Origin of the sequence: Sneathiella chinensis (assembly GCF_012720115.1) — a bacterium.
In the GTDB taxonomy this organism is placed as follows: Bacteria; Pseudomonadota; Alphaproteobacteria; order Sneathiellales; family Sneathiellaceae; genus Sneathiella; species Sneathiella chinensis.
Genome location: NZ_VNWN01000006.1, coordinates 135040 through 157807, shown reverse-complemented (window position 1 = coordinate 157807; position 22768 = coordinate 135040). Strand labels below are relative to the sequence as shown.

The 22768-nt window shown below is 58.0% G+C and carries 21 protein-coding genes; 16 read left to right on the top strand and 5 right to left on the bottom strand.

The window, feature by feature from the left end; all coding sequences use genetic code 11:
- Nucleotides 1–10 precede the first annotated feature (10 nt).
- From sufD to FQB27_RS10805, 5 genes are read left to right on the top strand one after another with little or no spacing between them, the layout of a single operon-like run.
- Complete coding sequence (gene sufD / locus FQB27_RS10825) at nt 11–1294, top strand: Fe-S cluster assembly protein SufD (RefSeq protein WP_169561068.1); 1284 nt, start codon at nt 11–13, stop codon at nt 1292–1294.
- 15 nt (nt 1295–1309) lie between these two features.
- Entirely contained in the window at nt 1310–2533 is a 1224-nt protein-coding gene (locus FQB27_RS10820) for an aminotransferase class V-fold PLP-dependent enzyme (RefSeq protein WP_240953474.1), read from the top strand.
- Complete coding sequence (gene sufU / locus FQB27_RS10815; protein WP_169561066.1) at nt 2533–2988, top strand: Fe-S cluster assembly sulfur transfer protein SufU; 456 nt, start codon at nt 2533–2535, stop codon at nt 2986–2988. The genes FQB27_RS10820 and sufU overlap by 1 nt, the downstream gene beginning before the upstream one ends.
- 24 nt (nt 2989–3012) lie before the next feature.
- Nucleotides 3013–3372, top strand: a complete 360-nt coding sequence (locus FQB27_RS10810; protein WP_169561065.1) for an SUF system Fe-S cluster assembly protein — start codon at nt 3013–3015, stop codon at nt 3370–3372.
- A 19-nt stretch (nt 3373–3391) separates the two neighbouring features.
- Nucleotides 3392–3730, top strand: coding sequence for a HesB/IscA family protein (locus tag FQB27_RS10805; RefSeq protein WP_206374564.1), 339 nt, complete (start codon nt 3392–3394; stop codon nt 3728–3730).
- Nucleotides 3731–3812: 82 nt separating this feature from the next.
- On the opposite strand, the gene FQB27_RS10800 is transcribed toward FQB27_RS10805, so the two are convergent.
- The 5 genes from FQB27_RS10800 to FQB27_RS10780 all read right to left on the bottom strand — a co-directional run bounded on the left by FQB27_RS10800 (nt 3813) and on the right by FQB27_RS10780 (nt 10409).
- The gene (locus tag FQB27_RS10800; protein ID WP_169561064.1) at nt 3813–4616 is read right to left on the bottom strand and encodes a class I SAM-dependent methyltransferase; all 804 of its coding nucleotides are present in this window, start codon (nt 4614–4616) and stop codon (nt 3813–3815) included.
- Nucleotides 4617–4704: 88 nt separating this feature from the next.
- On the bottom strand, nt 4705–6813 hold the full coding sequence (locus FQB27_RS10795) for an ABC transporter ATP-binding protein (RefSeq protein ID WP_169561063.1): 2109 nt from the start codon (nt 6811–6813) through the stop codon (nt 4705–4707).
- A gap of 6 nt (nt 6814–6819) precedes the next feature.
- Nucleotides 6820–7707: an ABC transporter permease gene (locus FQB27_RS10790; RefSeq protein ID WP_206374562.1), complete on the bottom strand. Its 888-nt coding sequence runs from the start codon at nt 7705–7707 to the stop codon at nt 6820–6822.
- A 12-nt stretch (nt 7708–7719) separates the two neighbouring features.
- The gene (locus FQB27_RS10785; RefSeq protein WP_169561062.1) at nt 7720–8652 is read right to left on the bottom strand and encodes an ABC transporter permease; all 933 of its coding nucleotides are present in this window, start codon (nt 8650–8652) and stop codon (nt 7720–7722) included.
- Nucleotides 8653–8732: 80 nt separating this feature from the next.
- Nucleotides 8733–10409, bottom strand: coding sequence for an ABC transporter substrate-binding protein (locus FQB27_RS10780; RefSeq protein ID WP_169561061.1), 1677 nt, complete (start codon nt 10407–10409; stop codon nt 8733–8735).
- A 486-nt stretch (nt 10410–10895) separates the two neighbouring features.
- Here FQB27_RS10780 and FQB27_RS10775 point away from each other — a divergent pair, with 486 nt between their 5' ends.
- The 11 genes from FQB27_RS10775 (at nt 10896) to FQB27_RS10725 (ending at nt 22766) form a co-directional block, all read left to right on the top strand.
- The gene (locus FQB27_RS10775) at nt 10896–12044 is read left to right on the top strand and encodes an acyl-CoA dehydrogenase family protein (RefSeq protein WP_169561060.1); all 1149 of its coding nucleotides are present in this window, start codon (nt 10896–10898) and stop codon (nt 12042–12044) included.
- A gap of 68 nt (nt 12045–12112) precedes the next feature.
- Nucleotides 12113–12796 carry a pseudouridine synthase gene (locus FQB27_RS10770; RefSeq protein ID WP_206374560.1) on the top strand — a complete coding sequence of 228 codons (684 nt, stop codon included), beginning with the start codon at nt 12113–12115 and terminating at the stop codon, nt 12794–12796.
- A 307-nt stretch (nt 12797–13103) separates the two neighbouring features.
- The gene (locus FQB27_RS10765; RefSeq protein ID WP_169561059.1) at nt 13104–13394 is read left to right on the top strand and encodes an STAS domain-containing protein; all 291 of its coding nucleotides are present in this window, start codon (nt 13104–13106) and stop codon (nt 13392–13394) included.
- Nucleotides 13391–13756 carry a response regulator gene (locus FQB27_RS10760; RefSeq protein WP_169561058.1) on the top strand — a complete coding sequence of 122 codons (366 nt, stop codon included), beginning with the start codon at nt 13391–13393 and terminating at the stop codon, nt 13754–13756. Before FQB27_RS10765 ends, FQB27_RS10760 begins: the two co-directional genes overlap by 4 nt.
- 44 nt (nt 13757–13800) lie before the next feature.
- Complete coding sequence (locus tag FQB27_RS10755) at nt 13801–15969, top strand: chemotaxis protein CheA (protein WP_169561057.1); 2169 nt, start codon at nt 13801–13803, stop codon at nt 15967–15969.
- 4 nt (nt 15970–15973) lie between these two features.
- Complete coding sequence (locus FQB27_RS10750) at nt 15974–16537, top strand: chemotaxis protein CheW (protein WP_169561056.1); 564 nt, start codon at nt 15974–15976, stop codon at nt 16535–16537.
- Between the two features lie 25 nt (nt 16538–16562).
- Nucleotides 16563–18899 carry a methyl-accepting chemotaxis protein gene (locus FQB27_RS10745; protein ID WP_169561055.1) on the top strand — a complete coding sequence of 779 codons (2337 nt, stop codon included), beginning with the start codon at nt 16563–16565 and terminating at the stop codon, nt 18897–18899.
- Between the two features lie 43 nt (nt 18900–18942).
- Nucleotides 18943–19815: a CheR family methyltransferase gene (locus FQB27_RS10740; RefSeq protein ID WP_169561054.1), complete on the top strand. Its 873-nt coding sequence runs from the start codon at nt 18943–18945 to the stop codon at nt 19813–19815.
- Complete coding sequence (locus FQB27_RS10735) at nt 19808–20461, top strand: chemoreceptor glutamine deamidase CheD (protein ID WP_169561053.1); 654 nt, start codon at nt 19808–19810, stop codon at nt 20459–20461. The genes FQB27_RS10740 and FQB27_RS10735 overlap by 8 nt, the downstream gene beginning before the upstream one ends.
- Nucleotides 20462–20473: 12 nt before the next feature.
- Nucleotides 20474–21541, top strand: a complete 1068-nt coding sequence (locus tag FQB27_RS10730) for a protein-glutamate methylesterase/protein-glutamine glutaminase (RefSeq protein WP_169561052.1) — start codon at nt 20474–20476, stop codon at nt 21539–21541.
- Nucleotides 21542–21584: 43 nt separating this feature from the next.
- The gene (locus tag FQB27_RS10725; RefSeq protein WP_169561051.1) at nt 21585–22766 is read left to right on the top strand and encodes a methyl-accepting chemotaxis protein; all 1182 of its coding nucleotides are present in this window, start codon (nt 21585–21587) and stop codon (nt 22764–22766) included.
- Nucleotides 22767–22768: the final 2 nt, after the last annotated feature.

Here is a 22768-nt window from a genome sequence, read left to right as displayed (position 1 = left end):
GGACACAATCATGAGCTCTCTTACCCCCCTCGCCCAACGGTATATCGACCGCTTTGACACGGCCGCCCGGCAACTGCCCGGCGCCGACAATCGAAGCGTGAGCGACCTTCGCCGAGCGGGCCTTGAGGCGTTTGCCGCCCTCGACTTTCCGCACCGGAAGGTCGAGGAATGGAAATTCACCAACCTGACGGCCCTGACCAAGCCCACTGCGAATGAAGGTCGGGTCGCCCCGGCCCCGGCCCCCGCCATCCCGGACCAGCCGTTTGAGGCCCGCTTCGAAATGGTCTTCGTGAACGGTCGTTTCTCGGCGGCGGAAAGCCGTCTGGACGGTCTGCCGGAAGGGATCAGCGTAACCTCGCTTGCGGATAGTCTCGGAAACGGGACGGTGCTGTCTTTCCCATCCCAGGAAAAGCGGGCCTTTCTGGCCCTGAACACCGCCTTCATGGAAGATGGCCTTGTGCTGTCTGTCGCGGAAGGGGTGGTTCTGGACGACATTCTGGTCGTCACCTTCCGCAGTGAAGGCGATCAGGAAACCGGTCGCCACCTTCGCAACGTGATCACACTGGCAGAGGGCAGTTCCCTGACCCTGCTGGAGCGGCATGTGGGGGCCGGCGCCTATTTCAGCAATCCGGTGACGGAAGTCTCGCTCGCGGCGGATGCCCGTCTCGACCATTACAAACTGCAAGCGGAAAGCCCTGAGGCCTTCCACCTTGCCTTCACGGATGCCGAACTGGCGGAACGGGCCGATTACCGGAACTTTTCCCTGTCCATCGGTGCGAAACTGTCCCGCAACGAACTGACCACCCGTATTCTGGGGCGCGAGGCGGAAAGCCACCTCAACGGTGCCTACCTGATGCGCGGGTCCCAGCATTGCGACACCACCACCCTGACCGAGCACCGGGTGCCGGACACCAACAGCAGCCAGGTCTATAAAGGCGTGTTGGACGATCATGCCCACGGCGTGTTTCAGGGGAAAATCCATATTTTCCCGGATGCACAACATGTGGCGGGTGATCAGCTCAGCAAGGCGCTGTTGCTGTCCGATTATGCCGCCGTGGATTGCAAGCCGGAACTGGAAATCTACGCCGATGATGTGAAATGCAGCCACGGAGCCACGTCCGGTGAATTGGACGAACAGGCCCTGTTCTATCTGCAATCTCGCGGTATTCCGCTGGCATCCGCCCGGAAAATGTTGATTGAGGCGTTTCTGGCCGATGTGCTGGAAACCGTGGGCAACGAACGGGTGAAAGTCTATTTCGACGGCCTTTCCCGTCACTGGCTGTCCGAGGCATAGGAAATCATGAACGACATGACACCACTTGATATCGAGCGCATCCGCAAGGATTTCCCCATTTTCGGGGAAACCGTGCATGGCAAGCGCCTGACCTATCTGGACAGCGGCGCGTCCGCCCAGAAACCAAAGGTCGTGCTGGATGCGGTCCACAAGGCCTATGCCGAAACCTATGCCAATGTGCACCGGGGTGTTCACTATCTCAGCCAGCAATCCACCGAGCTGTATGAAGGGGCGCGGAAAACCGTTCGCGCCCATCTGAATGCGGCCAGTCTGGACGAGATCATCTTCACCAAGAACACGACAGAAGCCATCAATCTGGTGGCGGATTCCTTTGGTCGTCTTGCCCTTGAGCCCGGCGACGAAATCCTTCTGTCCTATCTGGAGCATCACTCCAACATCGTGCCGTGGCAACTGGCCGCCGAAAAAGCCGGCGCCACTGTCAAGGCGGTCCCCATCGACGAAAACGGCGAATTCCTGATGGAGGAGTATCTGAAGCTCCTCGGTCCGAAGACCAAAATCGTCGCTGTTACGCATATCTCCAACGCGATCGGCACCATTGTCCCGGTGAAGGATGTGATCCGGGCGGCCCATGACAAGGGCATTCCGGTCCTGATCGACGGCTCTCAGGCCATGCCGCACATGAAGGTGGATGTTCAGGAACTGGGTGCGGATTTCTATGTCTTTACCGGTCACAAGGTCTTTGCCCCGACCGGCATTGGTGTTCTGTATGGCAAGTCTGAATGGCTGGAGAAAATGCCCCCCTATCAGGGCGGCGGGGACATGATCAACCGGGTGACCTTTGAAAAGACCACCTACGCCACCGGCCACAGCAAGTTCGAGGCAGGCACACCGCCCATCGTTCAGGCCATCGGCCTTGGCACCGCCATCGACTATATGAACAGTGTCGGGTTCGACAAGATCGCCGCGCACGAACAGTCCCTGCTGGCCTATGCCACGGAACGGCTGCGGGAAATCAATTCTGTCCGCATTATCGGGCAGGCCCGGAACAAGGCGGCGATTGTCTCGTTTGTCATGGACGGCATTCACCCCCATGACATCGGCACAATTGTGGACCAGAGCGGCGTTGCCGTCCGTGTGGGGCATCATTGCGCCCAGCCGCTGATGGACTTCTACGATGTACCGTCCACGGTGCGGGCGTCCTTCGCGCTCTATAACAACCACGAGGATATCGACGCCCTTGTCGCCTCGATCCAGATGGTTCAGGAGTTCTTCGGCTAATGCAGGACACGCTCAGGGAACTTTATCAGGAAGTCATTCTTGACCATTCAAAGCATCCCCGGAACTTTGGACGGCCCGAGACGGTTACCTGCGAGGCGCATGGATACAATCCGCTTTGCGGCGACACGATTGACGTGTTCCTCACCCTGAACGAAAACGGCCTTATTGAAAAAGCAGCCTTTGAAGGAAAAGGATGTGCCATTTCAATGGCTTCCGCGTCCATGCTGACAGAACTTGTGAAGGGAAAAACTGCCGACGAGGCCCATGCCCTGTTCCGGTCTTTTCATGATCTGGTGACCGGTGCAACCGAAGAACTGGGCGCCGATGAAGAGGCCGAGAAGCTGATGGTTCTGGCCGGGGTCAAGGCCTTTCCCATGCGTGTGAAATGCGCCACCCTGTCCTGGCATGCCCTTGAGGCGGCCCTGAAAGGCAACCACGAAGCGACAACCGAATAAGTGATGTGAACGGTTATGACGACAATGGAAAAAATAGAACGACCCGTGGCCACCGGCCCCTATGTGGAGGGAACCAGTTCCTCCCCGCTGGAGGAACCGGTGATTGCGGCGCTGCGGACAGTGTTCGATCCGGAAATACCGGTCAGCATCTATGATCTGGGCCTGATTTATGTCATTGATATTGATGCCGACGGGAATACCTATATCGGCATGACACTGACTGCCCCCGGTTGCCCGGTTGCCGGTGAAATTCCGAACTGGGTCAGGGATGCGGTCAGCCCGGTGGACGGGATTGGCGAGGTTGAGGTGGAAATCCTGTGGGATCCGCCGTGGACACCGGACAACATGTCCGAAGCGGCAAAACTTGATCTTGGTATGTTTTAGTAGGATGGAAGGGTTTGTTATGAGTGATACACAGATTATGACACTGACGGACAAGGCGGCTGCCCGCATTCGCACCCTGTTATCCCAAAGTGCCGATACCCCCATTGGGCTCAGGATCGGGATCACCAATACCGGCTGCAATGGTCTCAGCTACACCATGGACTATGCCACCGATGAAAAGGCGGATGATGCCATCGTGGAAAGCGGCGATGTCAGGTTACTGATCAATCAGGACGCCATTCCCTATGTTCAGGGCACGGAAATGGATTGGCTGGAAGAAGGTCTTCAGTCCCGCTTCACGTTCGAGAACCCGAACGAGAAAGGGCGCTGCGGCTGCGGCTCCTCCTTCCACGTCTAGGCGGAAATTCCCTACAGAAAAACAGGACGGTTGCGGGCTTCCCGGCCGTCCTGACCCTTTAAAAGGGCCTATCAACCTGCTCCTAAAGACAGCGATGCAGTTCCGGCCCGTCCGCTGCCGGGGTAAACAGGCCACTGGCCGTCACCACCCCAACCGCCTTCAGGCGATCCACGCCCACCATTTCAAAGACGCGCAACTCCCCGCCTCCGGTCAGCAATCCGTACACCTGCCCCGATTGCAGGACAGAGGACAGCGGCGCATCCAGTGCCAGCGCCCCTTCAAACCGCACAAGGGTATCCTGTTTGATCTGATATTCCTGAATACCCGACAGGCAGTTCCGGCTCCAGTCCCCCTGCAGGCGCACAGGCACATGGGGAAGACGGATCGGCCTTGAATAGCTGCGCCGGGTCAGTTCTGAAAAACGCGCTTCCAGCGGGGACACACCCTCGGCTTCACCTTTTTCAGGGGCGGCCTGTGCCGGTGCCCCCTGCCCGCTATTGTCAGCCTGTGATAGGGGGGAGAACGCCAGTCCGCCCACCAACAGCGCCGCCAGCAGAAGGGCTCCGCCCGCAACCGATGTCCCCAGCATCGCCTTGCGCCCGGCAAATGGGCGCGCCAACCGGTTGGCCCAAGGCGCTTTCCTGCCCCTGCCGCCAAAGTGTTCGATCATTTCGCTGGAAAAGGCCGTGTACCGGCGACGCTGCGTTTCAGGATCATACCGTCCGACCAGAATGCGCACGCGCCGCTGGCCCCATTCACGGGCCAGTTCCTCGGCAAGGTCCACGGCTTTGTCCTGCCCCACATATTTCCTGAAACTTCGCCACGCGCCATCGAACTGGGTTTGCACCACATAAATGTCCGATGAAGAAACCGCCTGAATTGTCATGAACCTCGTGCCACTGACATTTATCAATGGGGAAATTCATAACAATTCAGGGTAAATAAAGGGTAAAACCGGCGGCGATCCGGTGCCCTTAACCGACTTCGGCGTTCTGCGGCGCTTCGCCCGCGTCATCCGGCATGGTGATCACCGGTTCCATCCCGTTCAGCACATCGTCCTCAAGATGGCAGGCGATCTTGTGCCCGGCCTCCATGGTTTTGACAGGCGGCACATCGGTTTCGCAGATCCGACCGATTTTCCGGGGACAGCGGGTATGGAACGGACAGCCGGACGGCGGGTTGACCGACGACGGGATATCCCCTTCCAGCACGATATGCTTCTGCTGTACTTCAGGATCAGCGATGGGAACCGCCGACAACAGGGCCTCTGTATACGGATGATAGGGCGGTGCAAAGACCTGCTCTGTCTCGCCCTGCTCGACAATATGCCCCAGATACATGACCACCACCCGGTCCGACAGATAGCGAACCACACTCAGGTCGTGACTGATGAAGATCAGGGTGGTTTTCAACTCGTTCTGGATTTCTGTCAAAAGGCCGGTCACCGCCGCCTGAACCGATACGTCCAGTGCCGAAACCGGCTCGTCCGCGATTACCACCGACGGATTGCCGGCAAAGGCGCGGGCAATCCCGACCCGCTGTTTCTGGCCACCGGACAATTGCCGTGGTCGCCGGTTGGCAAATTCCCGTGGCAACTTGACGATATCCAGAAGCTCCCCCACCTTCTCGCGGATCTTGTTCTTGTCCGTCTCAATGCCGAACTTCTTGATCACACGGCCGATTTGGCTGCCGATGGTATGGGACGGGTTCAGGGTGTCAAACGGGTTCTGGAATACCATCTGAAGGGAATTCACGGTCTCGGCCTCGCGGCTTCGAACATCGGTCTTGCCAAGTTCCTTGCCGTTCAGGATCACCCGGCCCGACGTGGCCTCCTCCAGCCCCATCAGGACCTTGGCAAGGGTGGACTTACCGCAACCGGACTCGCCGACAATGGCCACCGTTTCCGCCTCGCGGGCGATAAAGCTCAAATCCTCGTTGGCCTTCACCTGCCGCGCCTCAGAGCCGCTCAGCATGGCCATGAACGGGTCTTCCTCGACCTCGTAATATTTCTTCAGCTTCTCGACCTGAAGTACGGTCTTGCCGGATTTGACCGACTTGGTGGCGACCGCCTCGTGATCATGATCTTCCCAGTTCACATCGGCATAGCGGGCACAGCGGACATAATGTCCCTCGGCCTCCGCCACGGTGGACATGGGAACATGGTCCCCGTTACAAACCCCATCCTCAAAGAAGGCGCAGCGCGGCCCGAAATAACAGCCTTGCGGCCGCTCATGTGGCAGCGGAAGCTGTCCCGGAATGGGAACAAGGGGACGTTCGTTCTTGTCTGTTCCCGGCAACGGGATCGTGGCGAACAGGCCGTGGGTATAGGGATGGCGCATATGCGTGAACACCCGCTGCACCGTGCCCTCCTCGACGGCCTCTCCCGAATACATGACCGTAACCCGGTCACAGGTATCCAGGATCAAACCCAGATTGTGGGAGATATAAATCATCGAGGTTCCAAACTCTGCGGAAATCTCGTTGATCAGGTCCACAATCCCCCGCTCGACCGTCACATCCAACGCCGTTGTCGGTTCATCCAGAAGCAACAGGTCCGGCTTGGACAACAACGCCATGGCAATCACCACACGCTGTTGCTGACCGCCGGACAACTGGTGGGGATAGGCCCCCATGATCCGGGTCGGGTCCGGCAGCTTGACCGCCTCCAGCATCTCGAAGCTGCGCTGTGCCGCTTCTTCGCGGTTGATGTCCTCGTGATAGAGGGGGACCTCCATCAACTGCTCGCCGATTTTCATGGACGGGTTCAGCGAGGCCATCGGCTCCTGATAGATCATGGCAATGCGGGAACCCCGGATCGACCGGAGCTCCTCTTCGCTCATCTCGCGCATGTCCCGGCCCTTGAACAGGATTTCCCCGCTCTTGATGTAACCGTTACTGCCAAGATACTGCATGATCGCAAGCGCCACGGTGGATTTGCCACAGCCGGATTCCCCCACAAGGCCAATGCCCTGCCCGGGCATGACTTTCAGGTTGAAATCCACCACGGCCGGGACCTCGCCGGACCGCGTTGTATAGGAAATACACAGGTTGCGGCATTCCAGAATTGGTTGCGTTTCACTCATGATCCATTAATCCTTCATCGAAATCTCGCGCAGGCCATCGGCCAGCAGGTTGAACCCGAGAACGAGAGATGAAATTGCCACAGCCGGGGCAATGGCCATATAGCCAGCAAAGCTGCCAAGCGGCTGTGCCTCGGAAATCATTTTACCCCAGTCAGGGTCTGGTGGCGGCAGTCCAAGACCAAGATAGCCCAGCATGGCAATGGTGATGGTGGTATAGCCAAGGCGCAGGCTGGCATCCACGATCAGCGGCCCCCGCGCATTGGGCAACAGTTCAATCAGCATGATATAGAGGGTGCTTTCGCCCCGTGTCTGGGCGGCGAAGACGTAATCCCGGGTCTTGAGATCAAGCACCAGCCCACGGACGATACGCATGATCCCCGGCGCCGATGCAAAGGTCACCGCCAGCACGATATTCAGGCCCGTCGCCCCCATATAGGACACAATGACGATATAGAGCACCATAACAGGAAAGGACAATAACACATTGGCAATAAAGGAAATTGCCTCGTCCCACCAGCCACCGAGATAGCCCGCGACAACCCCCATGGCCATCCCGACCACATAGGCCACCGCCGTCGCCAGTGTGGCCCAGACAAGCACCTGCTGCGCACCGAAAATGATCCGCGACAGGATATCCCGTCCCTTATGGTCGGTGCCCAGCCAATAGGTGCCCCCATCCTTCGCCGCCGCACCGGGAAACTTGAACGGCTCCAGCGGGATGTTGGGGTCATACAGCGGCAGGATCGGCGCCAGCAGGGCCAGCAGGATCCAGCCGAAAATCAACACGAAACCGGCAATGGCAATCGGGCTTTCCCGCAGCAGCGACAGGCTGCTGATCAGGGTCTTCAGAAAACCGGGTGCCGGCGGATAAGGTTTATTTGCAAGATCTGTCATCAAAGCCTCCCCTTAACTGAACCGGATACGCGGATTGAGAAGCGTATAGCCAATATCCGAAATAAACTGGGAGAACACGGCCACAAAAACCGCCACAAGGGTGCAGGCCTCGATCACATAGATATCCCCGAACAGGGCCGCATCCAGAAGCAGCTTGCCAAAGCCCTTATAGGCAAAGAAAACCTCGACCACGATCACCCCGGAAAGCAGCCAGTTCATCTGCAGGACAATCACCGTGAACGGGGCGATCAGTGCATTGCGAAGGGCGTGTCTCAGGATCACCCGACGATAGGGAATGCCTTTCAGGATCGCCGTGCGGATATAGTTGGAGGTCATGACCTCGACCATTGAGGCGCGGGTCATACGGGCGATGTAACCAAACCCGTACAATACCAGAACCATGACCGGCAGGGCTATTTCAGCCCAGGAAAAGCCGTTGATCATGGCCGACGTTCCCGGCAGCCATTTCAGGGAATAGACAAACACCGCCGACAGGAAGGTTGCGGATGCAAACTCCGGCACCGAGGTTGTCAGAACCGACGTAATCGAGATGGAGCGATCCCGAACACTCCCCTCCTTCATGCCTGCGATAACCCCAAGGGTCAGGGATAACGGGATCATGAAGGCGAACACCAGCCCCGCCAGAATGGCCGTATTGCCAAGCCGCGGCCAGAGAACATCGGCCACCGGGGCTTTCAGTTGGATGGAATCCCCGAAATCCCCCTGCACCGCATTCAGGCTCCACGTCAGATACCGTTCAAGGAAGGGTTCGTTATAGCCGTTCTTTTCCAGCCAGATTTCCCGCTGTTCCGTCGATGAATACGGCCCAAGGACCTTGCCGGCGACCGAGAATTTATCAGATTCAAAAAGGGCAAAAAGGATGAAGGACACCGTTACCATAATCAAAATCATGGAAAACAGGCGTTTTGCTGCCAATACCAGCATCTGTTATTTCTTTCCAGGTTACTGCGAAATAAAAAAGGCAAAGAAAGGCAAGGGCGAAACCGCCCCTGCCTTCATCATTCCTAGCTGTCGATCCAGACCTTGTTCAGCTGGTGATACTGGGTCGGGTGCGCTTTCAGCCCCTTGACGTTGTTCCTGGCCAGGAACATGGTCGGGTTCCAGACCGGCTGAACCATGACCGCATCGTCCTGCAGGATTTTCTCGACCTTCTCCATGGCCTTGCGGCGTTCTTCAACATCCACCAGCGATTCCGCATGGGTCAGCGCCTTGTCAAACTCAGGATTGCTGTAGGCCGTCTCGTTCCACGGAACACCGGTCCGATAGCCAAGGCTGAGAACCATGGTGCCAAGCGGGCGATGGGTCCATGCGGACAGGCCGAACGGTGTTGTATCCCACACATCCCAGTATTTGGACGCCGGCATGACATTCAGGTTGAGGCGGATGCCTGCGGCGGCGGCCTGTTCCTTGAAGATTTCACAAACCTGCTGCTGCCACGGTCCGTTGGTGTTGCCCACATCGATGGTCAGGTCGATCCCGTCGGGATACCCGGCCTCGGCCAGCAGTCGCTTGCTTTCCTCGATATTCTGCTTCACTTCCGGCAGCTTGAAATATTCGGGATGGATCGGCGCCACATGGTGATGCTCGCCCACATCGCCCTGCCCCTGGAAGACAAGGTCGTTGTAGGGCTTTGTATCACATGTCAGCATGATCGCCCGGCGAACCCGGACATCGTCAAACGGCTTTTCGGTTGTCCGCATCCGCATGACACCGGCCTGAGCGGTCTTGGCCGCATGAACCGTCGTCCCCTCGATGGATTTCGCCATGCCCAGCGATGCAATATCGATTTCATAGTTCATGTCTACCTGACCGGAGGCCACAGCCGCCATCTGGGCCGCGGATGCAGCCCCGTGGTCATAATAGTGGATCTCGTCCAGATAAACCTCGCCGCCCCAATAGGGCTGATCAACGCGTTTCAGGATGGCCTTCTCACCCACGCTGAAATCGGCCAGTGTGAAAGGTCCCGTGCCCAGCGGTTCTTTCGACAGGTCGCCGGAAAAACTGCGGTGAACGATCATGGTCGGATAGTTGTAGAGATTTTCCGGAATTGACAGAACAGGTGAGTTCAGGTTCAGGCGAACCGTAAAGTCATCAACCCGTTCAACCGCCCCTTCGGTCATCCGCTTCTTGGCGTTCTCGCCTTCCCCGGTGACGGTCAGCATGGCGTCAAACAGGCCAAGGTTCGACGAACCGGTTTCCGGGTCCAGCCAGCGGTTGAAGTTAAAGATCACATCATCGGCGTTGAACTGGTCGCCATTGTGCCACTTCACGTCTTTCCGAAGATGGAAGGTCCATGTCTTCAGGTCTTCGGAAACGTCCCAGCTTTCCGCAAGATACGGGCGGGTGACGTTGTCAGGACCGGTAATGGTCAGGAATTCGCAAATCTGGCGCGCCACATTGGATTTCGGAATCCAGTCGAACGTGGCCGGGTCACTCATTTCCTGGATTTCCATGGAAACCTTCAAAACCCCGCCCTTCTTTGGCGTCTCGGCCCTGGCCTCATTCATCGGGTCCGCCAGACCGATCATGCCATAGGCCGCACCGGCAGAGACCCCCAGCAGTGTCACGGTACGCAGAAATTCGCGGCGTTCCATCTTCCCTTCCGCGAACTGACGGCGAACCGTTCCCACCAGAGGATGAAGTTTTTCTTCAGACTCCGCAGGTAAAATACTTTCCTTCATAAAACTACTCCCAATTGGCTTTATCTATATCGTTACTGTTTTTTTCTTTGGATTAAGGCGGGACTACTTGCGTTTTTAAACAACCAAAACATTCATTTTTGTTCATTCGGTCGAATAGATGTCAAATATGGAAGAATAAAACAGTATAAATCGCTTTAATTAGCGCCATCTTCCAAATTCAGAAACAACCACTACAAAACGATTGCTTCAACCAGCCTGCATCTTTGCTACACGACAAAAGTAACGGTTTTTTTTACAAATTCCAGTCATTTAAAAATTTTTTACATTTTTGATGATTTCTTATTTCACCTATTCTATACAGAAACACTTTTACTAATTCCCATACCATTCAATTTGATCGAATACTCATCATCCTCTTCTGAAGACGAGGACATCCAGTTCGCCATTGCAAAAGCCTTCATTAGTCTTCAAGATTAAAAAACGTCTCTGCCACCAAGGCACAAAACAAAAACAAGAAGGTGAGACATGACACTGGAACGCACAATCTTTCGCGAAGAACATCACATTTTCAGGGCAGCGGCCCGCAAGTTTTCCGAGGAACGGATTGCCCCCTTTCATCAGGAATGGGAACAGGCGGGGCAGGTCCCCCGTGAGATCTGGCGGGAGGCTGGGGAAAACGGCTTTCTCTGCTGCACGGTCCCCGAAGAATATGGCGGGCCCGGCGCCGACTTTTTGTTCAGCGCCATTTTCTGCGAGGAAATCGCCCGCGTTGGTGCGACCGGACCGGCCTTTCACCTGCATTCAGAAATCGTCGCACCCTATATCCTTCATTACGGGACCGAGGAACAGAAGCGCACATGGCTGCCCAAACTGGTGACGGGCGAGGTCATTGCCGCCGTTGCCATGACCGAACCCGGCGCGGGTTCCGATCTTCAGGGGATACGGACCACCGCCCTTCCCGATGGGGATGATTATGTCCTGAACGGCCAGAAGGTCTTTATCAGCAATGGCCAGTTGGCCGATCTGGTGGTTGTGGCCTGTAAAACCGACCCCGAAGCCGCCGGAAAGGGCATCAGCCTTGTTCTGGTCGAAGGCGACCGTGCCGGATTTGATCGCGGCCGCAACCTTGAGAAAATCGGTTACAAGGCGCAGGACACATCGGAACTATTCTTCAATGATGTCCGGGTGCCAAAATCCAACCTGCTGGGACAGGAAGGGCGTGGCTTCTATCACCTGATGGAACAACTGGCGCAGGAACGTCTGGTCATTGCCCTCCGGTCCGCCTCTGTTATCGAGGCCGCCCTTGACTGGACGGTCAGCTACACCAAGGAACGCCGGGCCTTTGGCCGGTCCATTGCCGATTTCCAGAACACCAAGTTCAAGCTGGCCGAGGTAAAATCACAGGCCGTCATGATCCGTGCCTTTGTTGATACCTGCCTGTCCGCCCATCTGGAAGGCAAGCTGGACGCCAACACCGCCGCCATGGCCAAGCTGCAATCCACGGAAATCCTGTGCCAAATTCTGGACGAATGCCTGCAGTTGCACGGGGGATACGGGTATATGTGGGAATATCCCATTGCCCGCGCCTGGGCGGATAACCGCATGACCCGGATTGCCGGCGGATCGTCAGAGATCATGAAGCAGATCATTTCCAAGGAACTGCTGGCCGACTGAGAAAAAATAGGCTTTGCGACCGCATCGGGTCTCGGTTAAACAGGACTGACTTTTTATCCGGGATCCCGATGCACGTATATTCACCCCCCCTCAGCCCCTATCTGGATGTGGTGTATGAAGATGAACACCTCCTTGTCGCCGACAAGCAATCCGGCCTGCTGACCGTTCCCGGCCGGGGACCAGAGAAACAGGACTGCCTTGTCTCGCGTGTCGCGGAAACCCGGCCCGGCGCCAACGCCGTGCACCGACTGGATATGGAAACCTCCGGTCTGGTGGTCATTGCCCTCAACAAGGAAAGCCACGGGCGCATCAGCCGCCAGTTTCAGGAACGCAAGGTCTGGAAACGCTATACGGCATGGATTGCCGGCACCCCCATGGAACGAGAGGGGCGGATCGATCTGCCGCTGATCTGCGACTGGCCCAACCGGCCCCGGCAAATGGTCGATCATGACATTGGCAAGACCGCCATCACCGACTGGCAGGTTGAAGAAACTCACGCAGACAGAACACGGGTCACCCTGAAACCGGTCACCGGCCGCTCCCACCAGTTGCGGGTCCATATGATGGAACTGGGCCACCCCATCCTTGGCGACCGCCTCTATGCCCCGGACGACATTCAGGCCCTCTCCCCGCGCCTGATGCTGCACGCCGACGCCCTCACCTTCCGCCACCCGGCCACCGGACAGGAATTACAATTCACGGCCCCCTCTACCCTGCTGCCGAACGGGCCATCAGAAACCCCGAACGCCTGAGACCGAACCAAAACCACCAAAAGATGCGCCGCCCAAGAACAGGCGCGCCTGACACCGGACAAACGCACCCCTTCCGGTAGCATTAAAAAAAACAGGGCCACAGATGCCCTGCTGCCCAGGAACAAGGCTCCGCCCTTCCTCAAAAGCCCCAGCGCCTGCACGCTCTTATGGCTAAAAAATCGTAAAACACGAATTTAGTAATATGATTAACTAATTATTATCTAATTTAGAAATATAACATTCTCAGTATCGTTCCTTACCAGTCCCTGTTTGAGTTCAACCTCCTTTTGTTAATTGAGCAGGCGTAATGACATCGGATACACAGGTAAATCTGCCCCCCATCCTGAATCTCGGGGCGGCGGAGACCTTGCGGGAAAAATTATTGCCAACACTGGCCCTTGGCGCGGACGTGATTGTGGATGCCGCAACCGTCGAGACGCTGACCACGCCTTGCCTTCAGGTCCTCTTGTCGCTGGACAAGTCGCTGACCGAGGACGGCCGCACGCTCATTCTGACAAACCCAACCCCTGCCGTAACGCAGGCATTTGATGACCTTGGCCTTGAAGAAGTCCTGAAGAAATGGAGCCTCCAAACATGAGTAAACGTGTTCTGGCAGTAGACGATTCCAAGACCATGCGCGACATGGTCAGTTTCACCCTGAAAGGCGCCGGATATGAAGTGGTGGAGGCCGAAGACGGCCGGCACGCCCTTGATACGCTGGGCAGCGGCGTCATTGATCTGGTGATCACCGACATCAACATGCCCAACATGAACGGGATTGAACTGGTCAAGGCACTGCGCAGCAACCCGACCCACCGATCCACCCCCATTCTTGTCCTGACAACCGAAAGCGATGACAGCAAGAAAAACGAAGGCCGCAACGCCGGGGCCACAGGCTGGATCGTAAAGCCGTTCGAGCCGGAAAAGCTGCTTAAAGTCGTCCAGAAGGTTTGCGGATGACCCCCTTTTTCGGCTGCAAAGAAACGGCCTGACAGGAAGACCCGATGGACGATTATTCCCAATTCAAAGCGACCTATTTTACGGAATGCGATGAACTGCTGGCCGATGCGGAAGTCCAGCTTGCCGCCCTTGACGACGGGTCGGACGACCCCGAAATCCTGCATGCCATCTTTCGTGCAGTCCATTCCATAAAGGCCGGTGCAGGGGCGTTCAAATTCACGCGCCTGACCGAATTTTCCCACCAGTTCGAGGCCCTGCTGGACCGCATGCGGGATGGCCGGATTACCGTGACAGAAGAAGGGGTTGCCCTTCTGTTTCGGGCGGCGGATACCCTGTCCGCCATGGTCGAGGCGGCCCGAACGGAAACACCGCTGGAAGATGATTTCGGGCAGGACCTCCTGACGGAAATTGCCGCGATGGCCGGATCGGAAACCGCCCCGGCGCCCGCCTCCGGGCCGGTGGCCGCGGAAGAGCAAACCGCCCCATCGGCAAACGACCCGGCGGAACAGGTCACCCCCATCTATCGTCTGGTCTTTTCACCAAAGGCCGAAATGTTCAAACACGCCAATGAACCGCTGTTGCTGGTGCGGGAGCTTAAAACCCTGGGCACCCTGACCGCAGAGCCGGATATCAGCCACCTGCCCCCGCTTGCCAAACTGGATGCGGAGGAGGCCTACCTGTCCTGGACTTTCACCCTGCAATCAGACTGCCCGCTGGAAGAGATTGAGGAAGTTTTTGAATTCGTCACGGAGGATTGCGACCTTTCCATTACCCTCCTCCCCGCCGGGGACGCGGAAAAGCAGGGCATATCCCGTGAAAACGGGGCCCAGTCTGCCGCCGCCCCGTCGGGGCAGGAGCAGCAAAAGCAGGAAGAGGACGAAGCATCCAGCGTAGCACCCGCGAACATCCCCACCGCCGCCCCTGCCTCACCGGCGAAAACAGCCAAGGCAACCACCATCCGGGTCGATTTGGACCGGGTTGACCGGTTGGTCAATATGGTGGGGGAACTGGTCATCACCCAGTCCATGCTGTCGCAGCAAACCAGCACCCTGCCCACCGATCACTATCCCAACATGGTTCGCGGACTTGAGGAACTGGCCCTGCATACACGGGAATTGCAGGAAAGCGTCATGGCGATCCGCATGCAGCCGGTGAAATCCGTCTTTTCCCGCATGCCAAGACTGGTGCGGGACTTGTCCGCCAAACTGGACAAGAAGGTCAAGCTGATCACCAAGGGCGAAAACACCGAGGTGGACAAAACCGTGATCGAGGAAATCAGCGACCCGATCACCCACATGATCCGAAACTCGCTGGACCACGGCCTTGAACGACCAGAGGAACGCCTTGCCCTGGACAAGACCGAGGAAGGCACCATCACCCTGTCCGCCGAACACCGGGGCGGGCGTATTGTCATCACCATTTCCGATGATGGCCGGGGCATCAACCGCGAGGCCGTTCTTACCCGCGCCCGGGAACGGGGCCTGATCGCGGATGGGGCCACCCTGAGTGAGGACGAAATTGACAATCTGGTCTTTGCGCCGGGCTTTTCAACGGCTGAAAAGGTCACCGACATTTCGGGCCGGGGCGTTGGCATGGACGTGGTCCGCCGCAACATACAGGCCCTTGGCGGCCGGGTCTCCATTCATTCCACACCGGGGCACGGCTCCCGCTTCACCATGACCCTGCCCCTCACCCTTGCGGTTATGGACGGCATGATCGTGCAGCTTGGGGCCGACAAATATGTCATCCCGATCCCCAGCATTCTGGAAAGTTTCCGGCCCGCGCCGCAGGCCATCAAGCGCCTGCCCACGGGACAGACACTGGTTCATGTGCGGGGCGATTATATCCCCCTCTGTCCGCTTGGCCGCATCTTCCGCTGTGACGAGGCGGAAACGGACCCGGCCAAGGCCCTTGTGGTGCTGGTGGAAAGCGAACAATTCGGGGCCGTCGGCATCATTGTCGATACGCTGCTGGGACAGCAACAGGTGGTGATCAAGAGTTTGGAAGGAAATTACAAACCCGTGCTGGGCATTTCCTCGGCCACCATCCTTGGCAATGGCAAGGTCGCCCCCATTCTGGATATCGAGACCCTGTACCAGTTGTCACAAGCGCATCTGCGGCGTGAAACCCGCCCCGCCCCGCCGCCCCCGGTGGCCCCGACCCCGGCGCCGCCGCCATCGTCCAACCCTGAACCCCCAACATTTGCAGGATAAGACCATGAACGCTGTCTCTCAGAATGATCGAACAGGCGCCGTGTCTGCCGACCCGCAAAACGGCGCTGCCCCGTCTCGCGGTGATGCGGACGCCAATGCCCCCGGATTGCAGCAATTCGTCACCTTTGCCATTGGCAACGAGGAATATGCCGTCGATATCATGCAGGTCCGGGAAATACAGGCCTGGACCGAGGTAACCGTCTTGCCCAACCAGCCCGCCTATATGCGGGGTGTGCTGAACCTGCGCGGTATCATCGTCCCCATTTTCGACCTCCGGTGCCGCTTTGAACAGGGCCGTACCGACGCCACCAACATCCACGTGGTTGTCATCATTGCCGTCGGGGACAGGAACCTTGGCATCCTTGTGGATCGGGTCTCTGACATTCTGAAGGTGGAATATGGCGATATTCGCGCCGTTCCCGACCTTGAGGACGGCAAGAAACGGGATCACATCATCGGCCTTGTCACCGCCGGGGACCGCATGGTCGCCCTGCTGGATACAGGCAGCCTTTTCAAATCCGAAATCCTTGAACATTCAACAGAAGCCGCTGACGCGTCAGCCGCTTGAACGCCCAACCTACGAGGACCAGACAATGACAGATATGACCGCTCCCGGTATGAATGTCGAAGCATCGAAACGGGGCCCCTCTTCCATCCGGCAGCGGGTCTCCATCAACAATGGCCTTGTCATCACCCTCATGGTGCTGGCGTTGGCCGTCTCCTTGCTGCTTGATCCGTCACAGGGCGGCGGGCGGATATTGCTGTGGCTTGTTCTGGCGCTTGGCATTGCGGCGGCGGCAGTCTCGGCACTGACAACGGGAAAGCTGTATGTTCAGCCCCTGTCCGACCTGCAAACCGCCATCGACGCCGTCCGGCAAGGCCGGCGGATACAACTGGATGGCACCGACCGACCCGATGAAATTGGCCAGATCACCCGCTCCCTTCTGGACATGATGGACCGGAACGACAGCAGTCAGCGCCTGATATCCGCCCTCGACACCTGCAACACAAACGTGATGGTCGCCGATGTGGACTATAATATTGTCTATGTGAACGGGACCATGCTGGAAATGCTGAAGCATAATGAAACCATGCTTCAGGCGGACCTGCCCCAGTTCCGGGCGGAAAAAATCGTCGGCGCCAATATCGACAGTTTCCACAAGAACCCGGCGCACCAGCGGTCCATGCTGGATACGCTGCACACCTCCCGCGATACGGACCTTGAAATTGGCGGGCGGAATTTCAAGCTGATCGTGTCCCCCATTTTCGGGGATACGGGCGACCGGCTCGGAACGGTGGTTGAATGGGAGGATGTGACCGAGCATCTGGCCCGCCAGAAGGCCGAACGTCAAATTGCCAACGAAAACTCCCGGATCAAGGCCGCGCTCGACAATTGCTCGACCAATATCATGGTTGCCGATGCGGATTACAACATTGTCTATGTGAACGACACCATGAACGAAATGTTGTTCAAGAACGAGAACAACATGCGCAAGGAACTGCCGCAATTCGATGCGAAAACCATCATCGGCACCAATATTGACGGCTTCCACGTCAATCCTGCGCACCAGCGGGGTATGCTGGACCGTCTTGCTGCCTCCTACAAGACCAGTATCGCCATTGGCGGCCGAAACTACCACCTGATTGCCAGCCCGGTCCTGTCCGATGACAATGAACGCATCGGCACTGTGGTGGAATGGGCCGATGTCACCGCCGAAAAGAATATCGAACGGGAAATCGACGACGTGGTGACCGCCGCCGTGGAAGGGGACTTCACCCGCCGGATCGATCTGGACGGCAAGGACGGCTTCATGCTGAACCTGTCCACGGCCATCAACAACCTGTCCGGCACGGTTTCCGATGCCATGCAGGATATTGAACGGTCCCTGACCGCCCTGTCCAAGGGCGACCTGACCTGCCGTATCGACAAGGACTATGCCGGTCTGTTCGACATCCTGAAAATGAATGCCAACAACACGGCGGACCAGCTTGCCGATATCGTGCGCGACATCACCACCGCCGCCACCGAGGTTGCCAACGCCGCCGAGGAAATCAACACCGGTACCATGGACCTGTCCCAGCGCACGGAGACGCAGGCCTCCAACCTTGAGGAAACCGCTGCGGCGATGGAGGAAATGGCCTCGACCGTCAAGCAGAACGCCGAAAATGCCCAGCAGGCCAACCAGTTGTCCGTCTCGGCCCGCGATGTGGCCACCAAGGGCGGCGACGTGGTGCGCGAGGTGGTGGATGCCATGTCCCGCATCGAAAATTCCTCCCAGAAAATCTCCGACATTATCGGGGTTATCGACGAAATCGCCTTCCAGACCAACCTGCTTGCCCTGAATGCGGCGGTTGAGGCCGCCCGTGCAGGCGATGCGGGCAAGGGCTTTGCCGTTGTCGCCGCCGAGGTGGGCACTCTCGCCCAGCGCTCCTCACAGGCGGCCAAGGATATCAAGGGCCTGATCAATGACAGCGGTTCGCAAGTCAAGGACGGCGTCCGGCTGGTGGGGGATGCCGGAGATTCCCTGACCGAGATTGTGGATTCCATCAAGCGCCTCAGCGACATCGTTTCGGAAATTGCGGCGGCCAGCAACGAACAATCCACCAGCATTGAGGAAATCAACCGGTCCGTCGCGCAAATGGACGAAATGACCCAGCAGAACTCAGCACTGGTAGAGGAAAACGCCGCTGCCGCCCGCACCTTGCAGGAACAGTCCGTTGGTATGCAGGAACGGGTGACCTTCTTCACCCTGGACCAGAACACCGCCGGGGCCCGTCAGCCGGAAAGCCGTAGTCCCGGAAACGGGCGGATGGGCGGCCTGCAAACACCGTCCCTGACGGTTCGCACCCCGGCAGCCCCGCCTGCGGCGCGCCCGAACGGCAACATGGCCACCGCAGCCGCCCCGGCAGAAGACTGGAGCGAGTTCTAGGAACCAGAAGCGACCCCGGAAAATCGGCCTGTAAGGAACTGCAATGGATCAGACGCCCCAGACACTGGATCGGCAACGGGAATTCTCTCTCAGCGAAGAGGAATTTCGCAAACTGCGCGACCTGATCCGGTCCCTGACCGGGATCGTGCTTGCCGATCATAAAAAGGAAATGCTGTACAGCCGTCTTGCACGGCGGCTGCGACAGCTGGGGATGCAGTCTTTCAGCCAGTATTGCCGCCTGCTGGATTCCGCCGAGGCCGATCAGGAAACCGGGCATCTGGTCAATGCGGTCACCACGAACCTGACCCGCTTCTACCGGGAAAGTCATCATTTCGACTTTCTGCAAGACCATATCCGGCAGATCACGCGGGACCCGGCCCGGCGCAGCAGGGATCGGGCGATCCGGATCTGGTCTGCGGGCTGTTCCTCCGGCGAGGAGCCCTACTCCATCGCCACCACCCTGTTGTCGCGGGTGGCGGATATCGACAACTGGGACCTGCGCATTCTGGCCACCGATCTGGATACCAACATGCTGGATCAGGGGCGGTCGGGCCGATACCCGCTGTCCGCCGCTGAAGGGCTTCCCGCCGCCTACAAGTCCATTCTGGAAAATCAGTCCAGGGTCCGCGATGGCCGCCTGACCTTGAAAGACAGCGTTCGGAACCTTGTCCATTTCAAGCAGTTGAACCTGCTGCAGGACTGGCCCATGACGAAACAGTATGACGTCATCTTCTGCCGCAACGTGTTGATCTATTTCGACAATCCGACCAAGGATCGGTTGGTCAGCCGCTATATCAATCTGCTCAGGCCGGGGGGCCTGCTGTTTCTGGGGCATTCGGAATCCCTGTTCCAGAACGCCCACGGCCTGTCCCTGATTGGCCGCACGGCCTATCGCAAGGGGTCGGATCATGGCTAACGGACGGCAAAACCGCGACCACCTGGAGCGCCGAAAGCAACAGGCGCCCGGCCTTGTCGCATCGCCCACTTCCAAGCGGTATTTTGACCCCCGCCTCGGGATCAACGTGGTGCGGGTTCTGCCCGGCGACCATTATGTCAGCCAGCAGCCCGATGAACTGATTGTCACCATTCTGGGGTCGTGCGTTGCGGCCTGCATCCGCGATCCGGAAACGGGCATTGGGGGCATGAACCATTTCATGCTGCCGCAAAGCGAAACGGGCGACTGGGGCAATATCAGCGCCACCATGCGATACGGCAGTTTCGCCATGGAAACCCTGATCAACGACATTCTGAAATCGGGTTGCCCCCGTGAACGGCTGGAAGTGAAACTGTTTGGCGGCGGCAATGTCTCTACCGGTCGGGTTCGGGTTGGGGACATGAACGGGCAATTCGCCCTGAATTACCTGAAATATGAAGGCATCCCCTTTCAGGCCAGTGATCTTGGCGGCCCCTATCCCCGCCGCATTCATTACAACCCGCGTACCGGCAAGGTGGACCGGTTATTGCTAAGACGCAAGGCGGATACGGAATATCTCAAGCAGGAAAATGAATACCGGAAACGCCTGCCTGTGGAAATGAAATCCGGTGAAATTGAACTCTTTTAAGGCGGGGGTATCATGACCAGAAAAATCACCGTTCTGATAGTAGACGACTCGGCCCTCATCCGGCAGATGCTAACGGTCATGCTGTCGTCCGATCCCGATATCATGGTCGTTGGCGCCGCGCCCGACCCCCTTACCGCACGGGAGATGATCAAGCGTCTCAACCCCGATGTGCTGACACTGGATATCGAGATGCCGAAGATGGACGGCCTCGCCTTTCTGGAGAAAATCATCGCCCTTCGCCCCATGCCGGTGGTGATGATTTCATCCCTGACACAGAAAGGGGCCGATGTGGCCCTGCAGGCACTTGAGATCGGGGCCATTGACTATATCCCCAAACCCACCAGTGACATTCGGGTCGGGCTTGAGGAAAAGCAGGCCGAGATTATCGCCAAGGTCAAGGCCGCCGCCGGTGCACAGGTCCAGCCACGCCGCCCCCGTCCAGACATCTCCCCGGCCCCCGTTGGCGGGTCCACCCGGTATCGCAGCACCGAACAACTGATCATGATCGGATCCTCCACCGGTGGGGTTGAGGCCCTGAAGGAAGTCATTACCGCCCTGCCGCCGGACTGTCCCGCTGTCATGGTGACCCAGCATATGCCGGGCAGCTTCACCCAATCCTTTGCCGATCGCCTGAACCGGCTGTCCCGCATGACCGTATGCGAAGCCAGCCCCAACCAGCGCGTCCTGCCCGGTCATGTCTATATCGCCCCCGGCGGCCGCCATCTGGAGGTAGCCCGTTCCGGTGCCAACTATATCTGCCACATCCATGACGGCCCGCTGGTCAGTGGTCACCGCCCGTCCGTTGATGTGCTGTTCCAGTCTGCCGCCCGCGTTGCCGGGGCCAATGCGGTTGGGGTCATCCTGACCGGTATGGGACGGGACGGCGCGGAAGGCTTGCTTGCCATGCGTCAGGCCGGGGCCAGCACCCTTGGACAGGACAAGGCCTCGTCCGTTGTCTACGGCATGCCGCGGGCCGCGTTCGAGGCTGGCGCGGTGCAGCACCAATACACCCTGACCCGCATCGCCGAAGGCATTTTTGGCGCCCTGTCCGGGTCGGACATCAAGGCCATCCGGGTCTGAGACAACAACCAACGCCGCACGCACGATGCAGGAGCAATAGCGAATGACAGTCGTTCTGACAGACAGACCTACAGACCAGTACCAAAGCCAGAGCCAGCACCATTCCGCCGCCACCTCCGGGGAGAGCGATCCGGCGGAACAGGAAGCGCTTGAATTTCTGAGCAAATGGAAATCCCTGTCCTCCACCCAGCGCAAGGCCCTCCATGTGGTCATGGACGAAATTGGCCTTGTCTCCGATCTGGTGGAAAGCAACATCACCGATATTTCGGTCACCTTTCGGGAACTGGCCGTTCATGCCCAGTCACAAAGCGACAATGTGAAGGATATCGTCGAAACCTCCACCCATGTGGAATTCGACGGCAAGATCGTCAATTTGTCGGAAATCATCGGCATGATCGACAAGCACCTGTCCGAAGTGATCGGCAAACTTGTCGATACATCCAAGAAAGGGCTGGAGGTTGTCTTTTCGCTGGATGATGTGGTTCGCGACATTGGGGAAATCGACAAGCTGATTACCGAGATTGAGGGCATCAACAAACAGACCAACCTGCTGGCCCTAAATGCCCGCATTGAAGCGGCCCGCGCTGGCAGCGCCGGCAAGGGGTTCGCCGTCGTCGCCTATGAGGTGCAGGACCTTGCCAAGGCCGTGAACCAGCTTGCAACCCGGATGCGGGGTGAAATCTCCACCATTTCATCGGGGGTCAAGAACGGCCATAACCAGATCCGCAAAATTGCCGATACGGACCTGTCCTCCAACATCCTTGCCAAGGATGTAATCCGCGGCCTGATGGACTGCATCCTTGATCAGAACAGCCATTTCACCTCGGCCCTGAAGGCGTCGGAACAGGCGTCAAAGGATATTTCAAGGGACATTGCCGCCGTCATTACCCGTCTCCAGTTTCAGGATCGCGCCAAACAGCGCATGGAAAACCTGACCAACACCCTGACCGTCATGGAACAGAGCCTTGAGAATTTCGAGACCGAGACGGCCGACACCTTTTCCAGCGCCCTGTCCTGGCAGGAAACCGATGAGGCATGGTTCCGTGCCCTCGTGGACAGGCTGACACTGGGGGAAATGCGGGATCGCTTCCTGAGCGCGGTTTTCCCCCATGAAGCCGCTGCCGGGACCGAAGCCGATGCGGCTTCGGATGCGGATAAGACCGGGAAGGCCGACCCGAACGCGGGCACCGACCCGGATGACGACTGCGATATTGAACTGTTCTAAGG